Source organism: Myroides odoratus, assembly GCF_965118575.1.
Lineage (GTDB): Bacteria > Bacteroidota > Bacteroidia > Flavobacteriales > Flavobacteriaceae > Flavobacterium > Flavobacterium odoratum_B.
Map to the genome: position 1 here is coordinate 87,659 of NZ_CBCPHW010000001.1, position 19,045 is coordinate 106,703.

Consider the following 19,045-nt stretch of genomic DNA (forward strand, 5'->3'; position numbering starts at 1 on the left):
TTGTTTGGTGTTTTGCATGAGTTGTAAAGACGCTATGCGAAAAGATGATGCACTTACCTCATCACAGGGGCCGATAAATCAAGTATTAGTGGTTATTGATGATGATTTGTGGCTCACCAATGTTGGGGATACCATACGCAATTATTTAGCCAGAGGTATTGATGGAATTATTCCTGCTGAACCTCGATTTGATATTGATCAACAATCTCCTCGTGTTTTTGCCAATTCTACTAAACGTAGAAAAAATATTGTCTATATCTCTAACCAAGACAATAGAAGTAATTTTGAATTGTTAGTGGATCAATATGCTCAACCTCAGAATTATTTTTTAATTGAAGGCGCAGATAATCAGAGTGTTATTTCAAATTTCTTGCAATATAAAGACTCCATTATTAATCGGTTTCATCACCAAGAGATTAGAGATATTCAACAGCGTATAAAAGAGGGGCCTCTATATGAAACGGTTTATTTACACGACAAGTACAATATTGATTTGGATTTACCTGCCTCCTATAAACGCGTTTTAGTAGATGATAATTTTGTTTGGTACAAAAAGGAAATCGCATCGGGAAATTGTAATATATTGGTTTATAGTTTGCCTTTTAGGTTGCTAAAACCTTTTTCTACGCAGTTAGAGTTTATTCAGGATATGGACTATTTGAAAGATTCTGTTGTTGGTAAATATATCCATTCTTCAGAACCAGATACGTTTATGAATATGAGTGTTGATTTTGTCCCATTCAATAAAACAATTTCCCTCAAAGGCCAAGAAATAACAGAAATGAAAGGAACTTGGGATATGGAAAATAGCTTTATGGGTGGTCCTTATTTGTCTTACATTGTAAAAAATGAAGAAAAAGAGTATTATCTTATAATCGAAGGTTTCACATATAATCCTTCGATGAGTAAACGCAATGTAATGCTCGAATTAGAAGCGATTATGCGAACCTTGAAAGTATATAAATAGTAAAAAGCCAAGTAAAATTTTTTACTTGGCTTTTTTTACATGGATAAACTATAATAAAAGGCGTTTTAAGCTATAAAAAAGAACAAAACAACATAGGACTGTTTTTATCTAGAAAAGCTTTTAAATTACCTTAGGATCGTTTTCTGATTGAGATTTAGTGTGTTGGATGACAAACTTTTCTAATAAACCTTTCATTTTGTGCTCTACCTCTTGATAGGATAAGCGATCTTTGGTTTGATAAAACAACATAACAGCAAATTTTTGATCCATTTGATCTAGGATAAGATGCTTATTTTTGCGATAAGTTTCTCGTAATAAGCGCTTGTAATAATTGCGATCTACCGCTTTTTTAAAATTGCGTTTAGATACCGAAACACCAGTTTGTAGGGGTACAGCTTGTTCGTCGTTTAGTTCAATATAAACCATGCGAAGCGGATATTTACTAACGGACTTACCAGTTATAAATAATTCATCTATAAGCTTTCTCGCTTTTAATTTTTCCTCCCTTGGATAGGTTTCTTTTTGTTTTGTCATAGGTAATGCAAAGGTAGAAAACGAAAACGATATCTATAAAATAAAAGTCCTAGAATATTCTAGGACTTTATTATTTTTAAAAACAAAGGATATAGCTTCGTTTTAGCTCTCTTTTACTTGTTGTATACGTTATTTTCTTGATTTACATCCGCCATAAACTGACTAGGGTCAATAAGAATCGTTTTAATGGTACTTTTAGGTTTATTAATGATGAATTTATACTCCGGTTGAGCCCAACCCCATCCTTCTAAAATAGTGCGTTCATATTCAATGTATGGATTAGGTTTGTTCCAGTGCATTGAGGTATAGGGCACATAGAAAGTTTCCATTGTTCCATCTTGATAAGTGACTAATATATCTAAAGGCATTCCGGCACGACCTAGGCGTTTTAACGTTACTAAAGATTTATTTTTTTGGATTTCTTCTACAAATAAAACCGCGTAATCAATAGTATTATTGGTTTGAGTCCAGTCCGTCATATACCAATCTAAATTAGCACCTGTCAAACGTTCGGCTACCCGTTTAAAATCATTGGGTGTTGGATGTGAGAATTGATATTGACGATAAAATTCCTTTAGCGTTTTCATCATGTTATCCCATCCAATGATATAGGCCAATTGAGTCAAGAATATTGACCCGCGACTATAGGCAGAAATAGAATACGCTCTATTGGTTAAATAATGATCGGAATGCGTTGTTAAAGGCTCTTGAATATTTCGAGCAACCATGTTGTAATAACTTTTATAGGTCGAAGCGAATGGGTTTTCATCTTCTAAATTTTCTTTAGGTAAGATTTGCAACATCGCTAAATCTGAAATAAAAGTAGTAAAACCTTCATCCATCCATTCGTGTTTGGTTTCATTTGTTGCTAAAGTATGTTGAAACCAACTGTGAGCTAGTTCATGGGCAGTTACCCCTACTAAACTTGGAAAGTTTCTCTCTCCCGTAATTAGGGTACACATCGAATATTCCATTCCACCATCACCTCCTTGTATAACAGCGTATTGTGAATAGGGATAATCACCAACATTTTGATTGAAAAAATCCATCAATTGAGCCGTTACAGGTTGTAGTTTTTTCCAATTCTCAATAATAGCAGGGTTATTCTTGTATAAGAAATGAAGTTTAACCCCATTAGGACCATCATATATATCATGAATGTAATCGGGATCAGCAGCCCAAGTAAAATCTAATACATTTTCTGCCTTAAAATGCCACGTTAAGGTTTTGCCTTTGTGAGGAGCTACCGTTACACCTGGATCTTCGTACCCATAACCAATTTGGTTGTTGTTTTGTAAAACCCCAGTACCACCTACAATATAGTCTTTATCTAAGGTTATTTTTACATCATAACTACTCCAAATACTGTGAAATTCTCTTCCTAAATACTGTTCTGTATGCCAGCCTTCAAAATCGTATTCTGCTAATTTGGGAAACCATTGAGCCATGGACAAAGCAACTCCTTCTTTGTTGTTGCGTCCTGCTCTTCGAATCATTAAAGGAACTTGGCCTTCAAAATTCAAATCTAGTATTGTGGTTTGATGCGGAGCCAAAGGAGTTTGTAGGGTTACCTCTAATACAGTACCTACTACTTTACTTTCAATAGGCGTTCCATCTTGCGCTATTTTTTTAACTTTTACAAAGCCAATTTCATTTTCTTTTAGCTTATTTATTCGGCTTTCAGAAATTTTTCGACCTCTTATTTCTTTCGTTTCAACCATTCTAGAATCAGGATCTGGGATACTCATTAGTAAAGCATCCATATCGCTATTAGGTTGAAATGCATTGAAATATAAATGATAAAAAACCTGACGTAAAGTATCTGGAGAATGATTGGTATAAGCCACAGATTGTGTCCCTGAATACGCAAATTTCTTTACGTCCATTTTGACATCCATGCTGTAATCTGCATGTTGTTGCCAATACCCTGGATTTGGGTTGTTTTGTGCGTTTACCTGAGAGATAAAGGGTAAACAAAGGAGAATGGCGATGCGAAATTTTTTCATGTTTCAGTTTAAATTAAAACTCCACAACAAAGAAAAGCTAAGTTGTGGAGTGTGAAATTAGAATCTTTAAAAGTTGAAAAGATTATTTTTTTGCTTTAGCTAATTTTTCAGCTAAAAGTAAGGCATTGTAAGCATTTACAAATTTCCCTGAAGTTGATATAGAGTTGAAATTTCTAACTTCTCTTTTTTCGCCAACAACAACTTCTAGGTTTACAGCAACTCCTGAATCCATGATGATTTTTTTCACTTCTGCAGCAGTAAATTGCGGATAATAGGCTCTAATTAAAGCAGCAACTCCAGCAACGTTTGGCGACGCCATAGAGGTTCCTTGTAAGTATTCGTAAGTATTGTGTGGTGTTGTTGCGTAAATTTTTACTCCTGGAGCAAATACGTCTACATCGTAATGTCCATAGTTAGAGAATCTAGCAACCATGTTTTTTCCAAATTCGGGGTTTAAAGCACCAACAACTAAGAAGTTGCTCGCTATTTCAGGACCCATCTTTACATTGTCATTCGGATAGCGTTCTACACCGCCTTCGATGTTTAAATCCATCGCATCATTTCCTGCGGCAACAACAATTAAAACGTCTTTTGATTCCGCATATTGAATAGCATCGCGTACCCATTGGCTGTTTTCTTCAAAATATTTTCCGAAACTACCATTGATTACTTTTGCACCATTATCTGCTGCATAACGAATAGCTAAAGCGATGTCTTTATCGTATTCATCTCCATCAGGAACGGCTCTTAATGCCATGATTTCTGCAACTTCAGAAGCTACACCATCTCCTCCTAAATTATTGTGTCTAGTTTGAGCAATAATTCCAGAAACGTGTGTTCCGTGTTTTGCTTCATCGCGATCTGGACCAATAACATTGTTATCTCCATATACGCGATCATTGATATTTGTATGGTCATCACCTACTAGTTCACGCCCATTGAAATCTACATTTAAATGATAGTTCAATTTGCTATTTCCGTAGTTTTTGTAGGTTTCTAACCAAGATAGCTCACGGCCGTTGTTTAGTATATTAGCAATAACCTTTTTTGAATGAGAAATTTCTTCTGATACATCAGAACCTATTGCATTTAAATCCTCAATAGTATAGTCTTTCTTGCCTAAAAAAGTAGCTAATCTTTCATTAGCACGCAGTAACATATCTGCTCTAACTTGGATTTCTTTGGCTTCTTGAATTTCTTTAGCAAGTTCTTTTACTGCTCTTTTGTATTGGGCTGATCCATCATCTCCTCTTCGGACAACGCGTGCCATCTCAACATTTTCATGTACGGATTTTCCTAAAAAATTCCATCCATGAATATCGTCAATATACCCGTTGGCATCATCGTCAATCGTATTGTTTGCAATTTCTTTTGGATTCGTCCAAACTTGAGTTTTCAAGTCATCGTGATCAATTTCAATTCCTGAATCAATTACACCTACAACTATTTTTTTAGGTAGGGGTTTACCTTTTAATAGTTCTGCATAAGCTCGGTCAACTGACATCCCAGGAACAGTATCTTTTAGGATGTCCAAATGGCTCCATCTCTTCAATTGTTCTTCGGATAGTGAAGAGGTTCTTGTAGGTAATTGGTCTACATTTGAAATAGGTTGTTGTATGATAGCTTTTGAGCCTCCACAGCTAGTTAAAGCAAAAGCCAAAGCTGCTGAAAGATAAATGGGTTTAATCAAACGCATTGTTTTTTGTTTTTAATTTCGTTTAAGACCTATAAAAATAGTATTTAATTAGTTGAAAACGTTAGGCTTAACATTAAATTAAGATATCCGAAGCTCGATATATTTCATTTAATCGCACCCCTTTTTCTGTATGTTGTACTGTAATTATTTCGTTATGAGCATCATGTTCTAAGAATAAGAGCCAATTTTCGTCAGCAGCCAAATTTAAAAATTTTTCTTTTTCACCTAAGGTTAGCAACGGTCGCGTGTCATAACCCATAACATAAGGCAAGGGAATATGGCCTGCTGTAGGGAGCAAATCAGCTGTAAACGCTAATTTATTTCCTTTGTAATTCAAAATGGGAATCATTTGTTTGTCTGTATGCCCATCAGCAAAGAAAATAGAAAAACCCAATTCGCAATTCAAGAGTAAGTCGGAATCACTTTTTTGGATAAAGTGAAGGGCACCACTTGCTTGGATAGGAAGAATATTTTCTGGTAAAAAAGAGGCTTTTTCTCTTGCATTTGGCTCAATAGCCCAGTTCCAATGTTGTTCATTAGACCAATAACGCGCATTTTTAAACGCAGTGACATAACCTGTGCGGGAAGTATTCCAATTTACACCCCCCCCCACGTGATCAAAATGTAGATGCGTCAAAAAAACATCCGTAATATCATCAGGATGAAAACCATTGTAGTTTAGGGATTTCTCAAGCGTATCATCTCCCCAAATCGAATAATAACCAAAAAACTTATCCGATTGTTTATTTCCCATTCCCGTGTCAATCAAAATTAAGCGATTGCCGTCTTCAATAAGCAATAAACGCGCTCCTAGATCAATTTGATTATTTGAATCTGCTGGATTTGTCTTATTCCAAATGGCTTTTGGAACTACACCAAACATGGCTCCTCCATCTAATTTAAAATTCCCACTTGCTATACTGTATAATTTCATACTGAATTCGTTTTGATTGTCAGAGTGGCAAAGTAAGAAATTTATACAAAATGACAAGTGTTTTTTCTTTTTCACCTATTTTTTTGTACTTCTTTGCTTGTCAAAAGGGACCTCTTTATCAGAAAAAAAAGGGTTGGATTTTCGACAAAAATGAAGAAAAACAACTTTTCTTGGATTTGTTCAATTCTTTCTCTTTTTTGTATCGTAGCCATCTAAAAAATAGATGAGAAATTTGTAAAGAATGTTTTTTAAATAGAAAAAGAATGTATCCGGAGTATTAAAGGGTTTTCAAATTGGTATTAATTTGGCCAATATAATGCGTTATAACTAATTATAAATGCGGTTACTACAATAGATTTTATCGATTTTAGTATTAAAACTTCTAATCGTTATAAATATGTTAGTTAGTATTGGAAACCATTTTTTTATAATACCTTTGTCAATCGTATAGAATTAATCTATTTTAAGTAAAACGTATGATAAAAGTTTCAGATATAGCAAGTAAGCGCGTAGCTCTTTTGATGGAGGATGAAGGTTTTGATTCTACAACAGATTATGTTCGCGTAGGAGTGATGAGCGGAGGATGTTCCGGTTTATCATACCAATTGAAATTTGACCACGGTATCACAGAAGAAGATAAAATTTTCGAAGATAATGGGGTGAAAATTGCTGTTGATAAAAAGAGCTTTTTGTATTTAGTAGGAACAACCCTTGAATATTCAGGAGGACTGAATGGAAAAGGTTTCTACTTTAATAACCCGAATGCAAGTAGAACTTGCGGGTGTGGAGAAAGTTTTTCTTTATAGTACATAAAAGGGAAGATGCAAATCTTCCCTTTTAACAAAGTAAAGTCTAATGTAGAAGCAGGTAATAATTGCTTTTAAGTACCAATATATGAGCAAGTATACAGAAGAAGATTTAAAAAAAGAATTAGAAAGTAAGGAATATGAATATGGATTTTATACTGATATAGAGTCCGAAACATTTCCTGTTGGGTTAAATGAAGAAATTGTCAGAGCTATTTCTGCTAAAAAAGAAGAGCCTGAATGGATGACTGAGTGGAGATTGGAAGCCTTTCGCATTTGGAAAAACATGGTTGAACCAGAATGGGCGAATGTGCATTATGTGAAACCCGATTTTCAAGCGATCTCCTATTATTCAGCGCCCAAAAGCAAAGATAAGTACAAGAGCTTGGATGAAGTTGATCCAGAATTATTGGAAACCTTTAATAAATTGGGAATTTCAATTGACGAACAAAAGATGTTGTCAGGGGTTGCCATTGATATTGTAATGGATTCTGTTTCTGTCGCTACTACATTTAAATCGACATTAGCGGAGAAAGGAATTATATTCTGTTCTATTTCTGAAGCAATTAGAGAATACCCTGAATTAGTCAAAAAATATTTGGGATCTGTGGTGCCGCAAACGGATAATTTCTATGCCGCACTAAATTCAGCTGTTTTTTCGGATGGATCGTTTTGTTATATTCCCAAAGGAGTTCGTTGTCCTATGGAATTATCTACGTATTTCAGAATTAATCAAGCAGGAACAGGCCAATTTGAACGTACTTTAGTTGTTGCTGATGAAGGAAGTTATGTCTCTTATTTAGAAGGATGTACTGCACCTTCTCGTGATGAAAATCAATTACACGCAGCTGTCGTAGAGCTAATTTCCTTAGACAATGCAGAAATTAAATATTCTACGGTACAAAACTGGTATCCTGGAAATAGTGAAGGTAAAGGTGGAGTTTACAATTTCGTGACAAAACGAGGTTTGTGTGAAACCAATGCTAAGATTTCTTGGACCCAAGTAGAAACAGGATCTGCTGTAACATGGAAATACCCTTCGTGTATTCTAAAAGGAGATAATTCTGTAGGCGAATTTTATTCGGTTGCTGTTACCAATAATTATCAACAAGCGGATACAGGAACAAAAATGATTCACTTAGGTAAGAATACGAAATCGACCATTATTTCAAAAGGTATTTCAGCAGGAAAATCGCAAAATAGTTACCGTGGATTGGTGCAAATTGGACCACGTGCTGAAAATGCGAGAAACTTTACGCAATGTGATTCATTGCTAATGGGAAATGAATGTGGTGCACATACCTTCCCTTATATTGAAGCTAGAAATTCAACCGCTCAAATCGAGCATGAAGCGACGACAAGTAAAATTGGTGAAGATCAAATTTTCTATTGCAATCAACGTGGGATTCCCGCAGAAAAGGCAATTGCCTTGATTGTTAATGGTTTCTCAAAAGAAGTTTTGAACAAATTACCGATGGAATTTGCTGTGGAAGCACAGAAATTATTGGAAATTTCATTAGAAGGAAGTGTGGGTTAACCCCTCCCTTTTTAATAAAAACATTCTTATCACTACAAATTTAAAATAACGAACAATTTATGTTACAGATAAAAAACCTACACGCAAGTGTTGAAAATAAAGAAATATTAAAAGGAATTAATTTAGAAGTAAAAGCAGGTGAAGTTCACGCAATTATGGGACCAAATGGTGCTGGTAAAAGTACGCTTTCTTCTGTAATTGCTGGAAATGAGGCCTTTGAAGTAACTGAAGGTGAAATGTTATTGCATGGAGAAGAGTTAGGAGAATTAGCTCCTGAAGAAAGAGCACATAAAGGGGTGTTTTTATCTTTTCAATATCCAGTTGAAATTCCCGGCGTATCGGTTACAAACTTCATTAAAACAGCAATTAATGAAGCTAGAAAAGCGAAGGGCGAAGAGGAGATGCCAGCCAATGAAATGTTGAAAAAAATTAAAGAAAAAGCGGAATTATTAGAAATCGATAGAAAATTCTTATCTCGTTCTTTAAACGAAGGATTTTCTGGTGGAGAGAAAAAACGTAATGAAATTTTTCAAATGGCTATGTTAGAGCCAAAATTGGCTATCTTGGATGAAACAGATTCAGGATTAGATATCGATGCGTTGCGCATTGTTGCAAATGGAGTAAACAAATTAAAAAGCGAAGATAATGCCGTGATTTTAATTACGCACTACCAACGTTTATTAGAATATATCGTTCCTGATTTTGTACACGTTTTATACGATGGTAAAATTGTGAAAACAGGAGGAAAAGAATTGGCCTTAGAATTAGAAGAAAAAGGATACGACTGGATTAAAGAATCCCTTTAATCAGAGCACCCAATCATTTTAATCTAATTAGGTAATAAGGAATATGGAACTTAAAGATAAATTAATTACGTCTTTTGTTGCTTTTGAACAGCAATTGAGTGGTGAGCATGATACGCTTCACGCTATGCGCGTAGAAGGACTAAAGACATTTGAAGATAAAGGATTCCCTACAAAAAAAGAGGAAGCTTGGAAATACACGTCTCTAAATTCAATTTTAAAGTATGATTTTAGTGTGGTTTCTAAAAAAGAAACGGCAATTGAATATAAAGAGGTGAAGAATTACTTTTTAAGTGATTCAGATACATATAAATTGGTTTTTATCAATGGCGTGTTTAGCTCGCATTTATCCTCTACCACACATGATGGATTGGATGTATGTTTAATGTCTTCCGCTTTGACAAAGCCGAAATACAAGATGCTGATTGACACGTATTACAATGTATTAACAGATAAGCAAGATAGCTTAGCTGCTCTAAATACAGCCTATGCAGTAGAAGGAGCGTTTATTAATATCCCAAAAAGTAAAGTGGTTTCTAAACCGATAGAAATTGTTTATTTGTCTACGGGTGGGGATCAAGCTTTATTGGTTCAGCCTCGTAACCTAATTATTGTGGGTGAAAATGCACATGTGCAAATTCTAGAACGCCATCAAAGTTTAGATGAATGTAGTGTATTTACCAATTCAGTTACGGAGATTTTTAGTCACAAACGCGCAATTGTTGATTTCTATAAATTGCAAAATGATTTAGATACAGGCACGTTGATTGATAATACATTCATCAAGCAAAAACAGGAGAGTAGAGTTTCAGTTCATACTTTTTCTTTTGGAGGAAAATTAACGCGTAATAATCTGAATTTCTATCAAGATGGAGAACGTATTGATAGTACAATGAAAGGAATTACACTAATTGGTGGAAAGCAACACGTGGATCACTATACGTTAGTTTCTCATGATAGTCCAAATTGCGAGAGTCACCAGAATTACAAAGGATTATATGACGATCAGTCTATTGGTGTTTTCAATGGAAAGATTTACGTAGATAAAATAGCACAAAAAACAGATGGTTTTCAGCAAAATAACAATATTTTGTTGAGTGATAAGGCGCAAGTTTACACCAAACCACAGTTGGAAATTTTTGCTGACGATGTGCGTTGTTCTCATGGTTGTACAATTGGTCAGTTAAATGAAGAGGCCATGTTTTATATGCGTCAAAGAGGTATCCCTGAAAAGGAAGCGAAAGCTTTGTTGATGTACGCTTTTACAGATGAAGTAATGGAATCTGTAAAAATCCCAGAATTAAAAAGTAAAGTTGCGAAAGTAATTGCTTCAAAATTGGGCGTATCTATGGGATTTGATATTTAATATATTTTATTCGTTATAAGTAAAAAGGGTGATTAACATAGACGTTAATCACCCTTTTTTATTTAAAGCTTTTTAAGTAGCTTATTAAGTCTTTGTGTGTAAATCTGGATTTTCAAATCAATCGTTCTTTAAATTGACTAAAAGGGGGTGTAAAAAGGGATTTAACGAGCAATATAAAGTCTGTTTTTACCCTTTTTCGATCAAACGAAGGGGGATAGTTGTGTATTCCACTCCTTCATCTGTAATTGTGTAAATTCTTTTCTACACAATAGGTAATTAATTGAAACTTGTTTTTCACCTTAAATTTTTCTGTCAATTTCTTGATATACGCTTCTATTGTTCGTCCACTTAGAAACACGCGTTCTCCAATTTCTTTGTTTGTCAAACCTTGACAAGCGTGATTTATTATTTGTAATTCTATAGATGAAAGCGCATAAGCAGGCGCTTTTGATTCACTGATAATTCCTTGTTCATTCAGAAGGTGTTCCTTCCATTGGTGTAAATTTTGATAATAATAATCTAAATTATTATGGAGCAAGGCGGGCATAAGCTTAAAAATTAGATTGCTATTCTTTTGGCAATAATAAACCTGCTTATATGCACTTAATAATGTGTGTATATCTTCTTGATACACTTTCGAATAGGTAATAATTGGCGTTTGATTGTTTTTTTTTCTTAAAATTTTTATGGCTTCAAGACCCGTCATAATAGGCGTGAAAATGTCTATTAACAGAAAATTATTCTGCCTATAATGGATTTTGTTAACTAATTCATACCCATTAGAGTAAGTGTCTATTAGTTCGTAGGTAAGGGCTCTGTGAATGTATTCCGTTAGTAAATTTTTGAAATGTTGATCGGATTCACAGATAGAAAGATGAATTGTCATTTAAACATTTTTTAGCTTGGAAAATGTAAAAATAATACTATTTTTGACTAAATTATGTTATTCATAAAAAATAAACCAATTCTTTGCTTTTATGTATTTGAAAAGTATAAATAATAAACAAATTTATTTGTTTTCAGTCCGTTTTGTTATTAAATTTTTAATATTGATTTTAATAATTTTTACTGGAATTTATTGTTTTTTTGAAAGTTCTGTTCGGCAGAATCAAAGCATGGAAAAGGATGTTCTAGCCTATCAAACGACTGTAAATAAGCAATATATCTTAAAAAGTAAAGTAGATACAGTTTATTATCATATGAGTTTGTTAAGTACAGGTAAAGTAGAGAATGATTTAGTCTTGCAGCAGTATATAACCGAAGACATTTTAGAGTTAAAAACGCTGATTGGAGAGGATAAGGAAGGTAATTTCAAGTGCTATTCATTACTTTTTAGTGAATTAGATAGTTTATTAATTCTAAAAAATAAAATCATTGAGGTCAATAACCAAGAAAATCTAGCAGCACGGGATTTAAATGAATGTATGGGACGATTCAAAAGCGTCTATACTGAATTAACAGATGATCCAAGTCGTAAATCCAATAAAAAATAGTAGGCAATGACACAAAGTAAATATCAATCCCTTTCTCAAATAGAGCAGTTCTATCAGTTTTTATATTTAGTAATACTCGTAATCACAGCTGAAGTTTTACTAGGTTTCCTTTGCTTAAGTGGTTATAGTTCTCCTTTTTCAAAGAATGTACTCCTAGATGTGCAACTGCTAGAACAAAAATATAAGTTTAAGGAACGGCAAAAGCTGATTGAACCTCTAGTAACGTCCACCTTTCTTAAGATTAATGTGCTAAAATATGAACGCCCTCAGCCCTTTGTAGAAAATGATATTACAAGTTGTATTGCGAAGATTGCTAATTCTTTTGCCAATACTTCTATTTATGACCCACGAAAAGAGGCGTACACCCAAATAGGGTATTTCTATAAAATGTATCTAAATGATAAAAAAATTGTAGCCAAGAAAACAGAAAATATTCAATTGTTTCACAAGCAATTTGAAGAGTGTTCAATTGGATTTAAGGACAAAAAACAACAATTAGATCAACGAAAAATAACTATTGATTAGGAAATTAAGTATGAACTATATAAAAAAAAATAAAGAGAAAGCTATGCTTTTTGTAGGAGGTATTTTACTTCTTTGCACGTTAGGTGGTTATCTTTTTAAAAAGAATTTTCAGTACCGTATTTCGGATTTAGAGGTATCTGTTTATCCTGCCATATTACAGGTTGGAGATACCTTGCATTTTGTTGCTAATACACAGCGTAAGACTGTCCAAAAATGGGAATTTGGCGATGGAAATCTATCTTTAATAGAGAAAGGGTATCACCTATATAAACGACCTGGTTTCTACCAAGTTACTTATACATTTATGGGTCAACATACCAAGACTTTTTCGATTGAAGTAAAACAAGATGCAAAAAAAGACTATGGCGATTACTTTACTCAGATCGATGCGCCTTCCGAAGCCCAGCAATTCGAAAATGTAATCTTTAAGGCAGTTACAGAAAAAGCAAGTCTGTTTAGTTGGAAGTTTGGAGAAACAGGAAATGTCGATGCCAAAGACCCCTTTGTTATTTATGCATATCAAGAAGCAGGCGAATATGAAGTTTTGTTATATACAGATGAAACGGCTTACCCTGTTTTACATAAAATAACCATTTTTCCTTCTTTTAAAAATTTAAATAAGGAATTAGATGTAGAAGAGGGATATAAGGCAATAGACGCTGATTTTAGAGATCATCTACAGCAAATAGCTAACGGAGCATCCTTTAATCAACATTATAATTATTTGGTAAACAAATATTTATGTGAAAATGAAAATGCAGTTGTCCGTGTAAACACAACGAAAGGAAATTCATTTTATTACTACTGCATGGGTTTGAGGTTTGATCGAAAAGCGAGTATTCAATTAGTGAAGGTAGGTTTTGATGAAGAGGCAAACTGTGTAACAAAAATAAATATCACCCAAGCAAGTAATTAAAAATGAACTATAAGATTAACTATAGACTAGGGGGATTGTTCCTCTTAGTCGCTATGACAATGGTTAGTTGTCGTGTAAAAAAAATTTCAGTTCAGCAAACGCCACATTCGAGTATTGTCTATCAGTATCAAGAGAGCTTTTTGCTATCGGGTTATCCAAAATATGCCAAACCTTGGGTTGTTTTTTCTGATACAGACAAAGCACCTCTGTATTCAAACCAAAAGGATGAACAGGCTAATAAAAAGATTTCTTTTTTTGAACCTTTTGTTGTTTTAAAGAAAAGAGGAGATCGATACAAGGTGGCTAAATATGAACCCGGTAGTGTAGATAACTATACGGTAGATAAATCCACAGCTAAAGAACAGGGCTGGATTCGCGAAGAGGACTTGCTTTTGTGGAATGAATCCTTGCGTAATGAAAGTACGGGCTTTCGATTGAAAGGGATCGTTGCCCTACAGGATAAATGGGTTATTTCCAATAGCGAAAAGTATATGGAGAAGGATTCGATATACGTATTCAAAGATCCCAATTTAGTACATAGAGCAGATGTTAAATTGGCATTGAATACGGTTGTTTATTTCTACAAGTTTACGGCAGATAAACGGCGAGTCCTCCTTGGAGGAATACCTCAACTAGAAGTAGATAATCCTGAAAGTAAAGTATATGGTTGGGTAGATACCGATGTAGTATCCCTTTGGGGAGAGCGTACGGCATTTAAGATGAAACAAACGCCCCCTGGAGATACGATTCAATTGGGGATTGAATACAAGGAAAAGTCTACAACTGTTTTTAATCCCATTGTACATTCAACCCACGTTCAAAAGCAAAATGATTTAGGGCATATTTACCCATTGAATTATCGCCCAAGTAAGGATGATTTTGAAATTCATTATTTTGACAATGTCTTAGATTATAGTCAAAATAGAGTTTACAATGTAACAGGTAAGCCAATCTATTATGAAGAATATAAAGCTATTTTAGCTAGTAATCGAAAACTAAATCTCGTTTTTATCTTAGAGGGGTCAAAAGAAAAAGAAAGGTATCTGAATTCACTAAATACGGTAGTTCAGCGTTTAAAAATGCAAATTTCTAAACAAAGTTATTTTAATCAAATTGCATTTTCTACTCTTTTCTATCACGTGGATACACACTATAAAAGTGAAAATACACACTGGTACACAGAGGCTAGTACTTGGTCTTCTTCCTTTGAGAAACCTTTGTTTTTTACTGAAAATTCAGGATCGATAATCACTTTGTATGACTCGATAGAAGATCTAAATCTCTTGCTTCATTCTCATGAAAATCAAAGCAATGTGGTGGTGGTTTTTGGGGATGGTTTATCGCCTGATGATAAAGAAAAACAAAAAGAATTAAGGGATAAAATAGCCCAAATAAACAGTCGATTTATCTTCTATCAAGTAAAGGCGAAGAGCGACGATACGTATAACGATTTTGTCTTGTTTGCTGGTGATGTAGTTCAAACCTCCGCTAAACAAATTACCAATTATAAAAAACAGCGATTGATTCATCAAGAGGACGTAGTCGAAAGCAGTGAATTTGATTTATCTAAAGGCAATCAGGGAATCTATCAATTGGATTATCCTGCACAAAGTATGCAGCAAGGGGCTGTTGTTTTCCCCCGCAAAGGAGAAGAAAATAATCCTTTCTTATTGCAACAGGTGATTGAGAAAATGATACAAGATATCACGGTAGAGAATCAAAAAATTGACAGTACAATTACCGCCGTTTTTCAGAGTGATATTGGTGTATCTCATACGAAAGTGAAAACCGCTTATTTACCTATTTATCCACAAGAAACGTCCTATGTGCCTCTGGGTATTGCAAAGCAATTAAGCCAGCAAGATTATCCATTTATGCATACAGGTGTACTTCACAAGCAAGTTTCAACAGAGGCTAATGATATGGAATATGGCGTGCTTTTAGATGAAAGTGAACTCGAGCAATTGCGAAATTATTATCTGAGTATTTATTCTAACGTATTTAAAAGTAAGAGTTTAAATAATAGAAAGATGATTCGAAGGTATATCGCTATTGCGAGAAAAAAGAGTCTAACTCCTCAAAAAAGCACTAGAAAATTTTTGCGTACCAATCCAATAAACCTAGGATTATTTCAAAGTACAGGCCTTTATTCGACGGAGTTAGATTCTCTTGCTCACCTAAAGCTTAATCGATGGAAACGAAAGAAAGTAGTACAAACTAAAAGCCTTGAGAATTATTTTAAACACTTTAAAATAATAGCAGATCAAATAAAGCAACTTAAAGGTGATAAAGAGGTACTCCTACAACAAGCAAATGTCAATTTGTATTGGCTGAATCAAGCGTATATCCCTGTTTTAAAAATAGATACTATTAAAAATCAAGATAATTCATTTGATATTCTACCTATAGAGTTAGAACAAATAAAGATTGATCAACAGAATAAAAAGAGGAAGGGAAACAATGCAGAGGAATATATGAAACGCGTAAAACAAGGAATGCCATAAAAAAAATATAAAAATATGCATGTACTATTATTGAATGAATCCTTAGAAGAAGTGATTCATATTGCTAAATCAATCGCTAGAAAAAACTATAATTCAACCTATTCAGGAGCTCATATTTTGCAAGCTTTGATGCATAAGTCAATTGATTTAACGGATTTCTTACTTGACATGGGTAAAGACCCAGCTTATTTTTATGAGTGGGCAGAGGTGCGAATTGAGGATTATCCAAAAACCACACAAGGGGTAGAGGAGGTGAAAGAAGCAGACCAATTAAAACGAATGTGGGAAAATGCAGAGGATATAAGGAGCAAATTAGGTTTTGTTAAGTTAACGCCTGCATGTCTTTTGGCTAGTGTGATTAAACCAAATTCTGTTTTTACACCTGAACAACTTAAATCATTGCCTATAAGAGAATCTGAATTATTTAGTGCGTTACAATCCAAAGAAAATTTTCATCTCTATCCGAGTATCAATCCAATGCAATCTATTTTAGTTAATTATGATGATGAGTTTGTCAAGTCAACAACGTTGGAAAAATATAGTATAGACTTACTTGAAAAAGCGAGTATGGGTGCATATGATACAATTGTAGGTCGCGAAATGGAAACCCGAACACTTGTAGAAATATTAGGGAGAAAAACAAAGCCAAATGTACTTTTGATTGGTGAGCCAGGTGTGGGAAAAACGACCTTAGTAGAGGGTTTTGCCAAACAATTGAACCAAGGCGAGGTACCTAAGCTCTTACAGAATTGTCATTTATTTCAAGTCGATCTTAGTTTACTAGTTGCCGGAACCAGTTATAAAGGAGAGGTAGAAGAGCGGTTGAAAAAAATAGTAATGGAAATAAAACAGCTAGGTCGAACGATTTTATTTATAGATGAAATTCATGTATTGCTGGATCAAAGAGGCTGTTTAGGTGGGGTTGCTAATGTGTTGAAACCAGATTTAGCAAGTGGAGATTTGACCGTCATTGCAACGACTACTTTGGAAGATTATCGCAAGATTATTGAACCAGAACAGGCCTTTAGCAGAAGGTTTGAAAAACTAGAAGTAGTAGAGCCAGATGAACAAACTTGCGTGAAAATGCTCGAAAATAGTTTACAAACGTATGAGAATCACCATCATATTCAAGTAGAAGCAGAGGCTTTAGTTACTTGTGTATCCTTAGCAAAACGCTATGGCAAGGATAAAAAATTACCAGATACAGCGCTGGATTTATTGGATCGCACTATGGCTGCGATTCGCATGTTAGATGAGCGATCGGAATCAGAACTAGAAACATGGAAAGCATATTACGATTTTCGTTTTGGAAGTGCTTGTATTGATGATCAAGCTAAAGCTTGTGAAATGCTTTGGCTTTTTAAACAATTACAGAAAAAGGTAAGTCCCATTTTATGGGGACGATTAAAAGAACAACCCGTATTGGATTCCAGTAGAACAAGTGAAGAATTGCATGTAATAATTACATCGATATACAGTGAATTAGCAGCAATTTCCAAGGACAAAGTCAATGTGGTTTCCAGTTTAGAGATTGCGGCTGTAATGGCTGTAAAAACAGGAATTCCCTTGGGAAAAATACAAGTCAATGAGAAAGAAAAATTGCTAGCTCTGGAAGAGCTGTTAGGGCAACGAGTCGTTGGACAAAGTCACGCGTTGAAAGTAGTGGCAGATGCAATTGTTGAAAGTAGAAGTGGACTGAAAAAAGCAGGACAACCGATGGGGTCATTTTTCTTTTTAGGCCCTACAGGAACGGGTAAAACAGAACTCGCCAAAGCCATTGCAAATTTGTTATTCAACGATGAAAAAGCAATGATTCGCTTTGACATGGCAGAGTTTAAAGAGGAACACGCAGCGGCTTTGTTATATGGTGCACCTCCAGGATATGTTGGCTATGAAGAAGGTGGAATGTTGGTCAATAAAATTAGAAATCAACCTTATGCTGTTGTTTTATTTGACGAAATAGAAAAGGCACATCCCTCTGTTTTTGATGTGTTTCTGCAAATGATGGATGAGGGTAAAATTCACGATAAACTTGGAAAAGAAGGAGACTTCAGCAATGCGCTTATTTTGTTTACTTCAAATATTGGTAGTGAGTATATAATTACCGCATTTGAAGATAATAAAACACCAACATCCAAAGAGTTATTGGAAGTGATGAAAGGAAATTTTAGACCTGAATTTTTAGCGCGAATTACTGAGATTGTACCTTTTGCTCCCCTCACGGAAGAAATGGCTCAACAGATATTTTTAATTCAATTAAAGGACTTGATAACAGCTTGTAATCGATTAAATATAGCCTTTGAAATTACAGATTTAGCAAAGGCAAAATTGGCCACTTTAGGATTTAATATACAGTATGGGGCAAGACAAATAGGAGGGGTAATTCGTCAAGAGATTACTAGACCTATTTCAAAGATGATTGTAAGCGAACAATTGGTTTCAGGACAAAAAATTCGAGTGGATTGGCAAAGTGAATCCGTTGTTTTTCAGGTTATTGAATAGAGAAAATGCAAAACACATTTTTTAAGCTTCCTTTTAATCCAGAACAGGCAATGACCGAAGGGGAGGCTATTCCTACGTGCAGTTTAGCCGAAAGTATTGCTCAACATTTGATGTTATTGGTTTTGACTCGTAAAGGAGAACATAGATCTAGTCCAGATTATGGCAATGCTGTATGGGACTTAGAATTCGATAATGCAGTTTCCGCTGTAGAGTGGGAACGGGTTTTTGAAGCGAACTTATTGGAGCAAATTAAAAAATACGAGCCCCGAATAAGCAATCCACAAATTCAGGTTCACATTGAATATGTAGAACATACTTATGGAACAAAGGAGCTTGTGGATATTAGAAAGAAAGCTAAAATTGGAATTAATGCAGTTTTAACGGACATAGGTGAGCTTTTCACTTTTAGTACACATATCTATTTGAGTCCAATGGCTATAGATTAATTTAAATAAT

The 19,045-nt window shown here is 34.5% G+C and carries 16 protein-coding genes; 11 read left to right on the plus strand and 5 right to left on the minus strand.

What is annotated here, in order from left to right; all coding sequences use genetic code 11:
• The first annotated feature begins 16 nt into the window (after nucleotides 1-16).
• Nucleotides 17-967 (plus strand): DUF4837 family protein, encoded by a 951-nt coding sequence (locus ACMHJ2_RS00415; RefSeq protein WP_413510985.1) that lies wholly within the window; start codon nucleotides 17-19, stop codon nucleotides 965-967.
• A gap of 120 nt (nucleotides 968-1,087) precedes the next feature.
• Here ACMHJ2_RS00415 and rnpA read toward each other — a convergent pair whose 3' ends face one another.
• The 4 genes from rnpA to ACMHJ2_RS00435 form a co-directional block, all read right to left on the minus strand.
• On the minus strand, nucleotides 1,088-1,501 hold the full coding sequence (rnpA, locus tag ACMHJ2_RS00420; protein WP_413510986.1) for a ribonuclease P protein component: 414 nt from the start codon (nucleotides 1,499-1,501) through the stop codon (nucleotides 1,088-1,090).
• Nucleotides 1,502-1,614: 113 nt separating this feature from the next.
• Nucleotides 1,615-3,507: a M1 family metallopeptidase gene (locus ACMHJ2_RS00425; protein ID WP_413510987.1), complete on the minus strand. Its 1,893-nt coding sequence runs from the start codon at nucleotides 3,505-3,507 to the stop codon at nucleotides 1,615-1,617.
• 82 nt (nucleotides 3,508-3,589) lie between these two features.
• Nucleotides 3,590-5,203, minus strand: coding sequence for a S8 family peptidase (locus ACMHJ2_RS00430; protein ID WP_413510988.1), 1,614 nt, complete (start codon nucleotides 5,201-5,203; stop codon nucleotides 3,590-3,592).
• A 73-nt stretch (nucleotides 5,204-5,276) separates the two neighbouring features.
• Nucleotides 5,277-6,137 carry an MBL fold metallo-hydrolase gene (locus tag ACMHJ2_RS00435; protein ID WP_413510989.1) on the minus strand — a complete coding sequence of 287 codons (861 nt, stop codon included), beginning with the start codon at nucleotides 6,135-6,137 and terminating at the stop codon, nucleotides 5,277-5,279.
• Between the two features lie 476 nt (nucleotides 6,138-6,613).
• Between ACMHJ2_RS00435 and ACMHJ2_RS00440 the strand changes: the two genes are divergently transcribed.
• The 4 genes from ACMHJ2_RS00440 to sufD all read left to right on the plus strand — a co-directional run bounded on the left by ACMHJ2_RS00440 (nucleotide 6,614) and on the right by sufD (nucleotide 10,649).
• On the plus strand, nucleotides 6,614-6,943 hold the full coding sequence (locus tag ACMHJ2_RS00440; protein WP_413510990.1) for a HesB/IscA family protein: 330 nt from the start codon (nucleotides 6,614-6,616) through the stop codon (nucleotides 6,941-6,943).
• 88 nt (nucleotides 6,944-7,031) lie between these two features.
• Nucleotides 7,032-8,480, plus strand: coding sequence for a Fe-S cluster assembly protein SufB (sufB, locus tag ACMHJ2_RS00445; protein WP_413510991.1), 1,449 nt, complete (start codon nucleotides 7,032-7,034; stop codon nucleotides 8,478-8,480).
• Nucleotides 8,481-8,539: 59 nt separating this feature from the next.
• Nucleotides 8,540-9,286, plus strand: coding sequence for a Fe-S cluster assembly ATPase SufC (sufC, locus tag ACMHJ2_RS00450; protein WP_413510992.1), 747 nt, complete (start codon nucleotides 8,540-8,542; stop codon nucleotides 9,284-9,286).
• 43 nt (nucleotides 9,287-9,329) lie between these two features.
• Entirely contained in the window at nucleotides 9,330-10,649 is a 1,320-nt protein-coding gene (gene sufD, locus ACMHJ2_RS00455) for a Fe-S cluster assembly protein SufD (protein WP_413510993.1), read from the plus strand.
• A 235-nt stretch (nucleotides 10,650-10,884) separates the two neighbouring features.
• Here sufD and ACMHJ2_RS00460 read toward each other — a convergent pair whose 3' ends face one another.
• The gene (locus tag ACMHJ2_RS00460; protein ID WP_413510994.1) at nucleotides 10,885-11,535 is read right to left on the minus strand and encodes a response regulator transcription factor; all 651 of its coding nucleotides are present in this window, start codon (nucleotides 11,533-11,535) and stop codon (nucleotides 10,885-10,887) included.
• Nucleotides 11,536-11,626: 91 nt separating this feature from the next.
• Here ACMHJ2_RS00460 and tssO (ACMHJ2_RS00465) point away from each other — a divergent pair, with 91 nt between their 5' ends.
• From tssO (ACMHJ2_RS00465) to ACMHJ2_RS00490, 6 genes are read left to right on the plus strand one after another with little or no spacing between them, the layout of a single operon-like run.
• Nucleotides 11,627-12,142: a type VI secretion system TssO gene (gene tssO / locus ACMHJ2_RS00465; RefSeq protein ID WP_413510995.1), complete on the plus strand. Its 516-nt coding sequence runs from the start codon at nucleotides 11,627-11,629 to the stop codon at nucleotides 12,140-12,142.
• A gap of 6 nt (nucleotides 12,143-12,148) precedes the next feature.
• Nucleotides 12,149-12,667: a type VI secretion system TssO gene (gene tssO / locus ACMHJ2_RS00470; RefSeq protein WP_413510996.1), complete on the plus strand. Its 519-nt coding sequence runs from the start codon at nucleotides 12,149-12,151 to the stop codon at nucleotides 12,665-12,667.
• Between the two features lie 10 nt (nucleotides 12,668-12,677).
• Entirely contained in the window at nucleotides 12,678-13,583 is a 906-nt protein-coding gene (locus ACMHJ2_RS00475; RefSeq protein WP_413510997.1) for a PKD domain-containing protein, read from the plus strand.
• A 2-nt stretch (nucleotides 13,584-13,585) separates the two neighbouring features.
• Complete coding sequence (gene tssR, locus ACMHJ2_RS00480; protein WP_413510998.1) at nucleotides 13,586-16,087, plus strand: type VI secretion system protein TssR domain-containing protein; 2,502 nt, start codon at nucleotides 13,586-13,588, stop codon at nucleotides 16,085-16,087.
• Between the two features lie 15 nt (nucleotides 16,088-16,102).
• A complete protein-coding gene (locus tag ACMHJ2_RS00485) occupies nucleotides 16,103-18,589 on the plus strand; it encodes an AAA family ATPase (RefSeq protein WP_413510999.1) in 2,487 nt (828 codons plus the stop codon).
• Nucleotides 18,590-18,594: 5 nt separating this feature from the next.
• On the plus strand, nucleotides 18,595-19,035 hold the full coding sequence (locus ACMHJ2_RS00490) for a GPW/gp25 family protein (RefSeq protein ID WP_413511000.1): 441 nt from the start codon (nucleotides 18,595-18,597) through the stop codon (nucleotides 19,033-19,035).
• The last annotated feature ends 10 nt before the right edge of the window (nucleotides 19,036-19,045 follow it).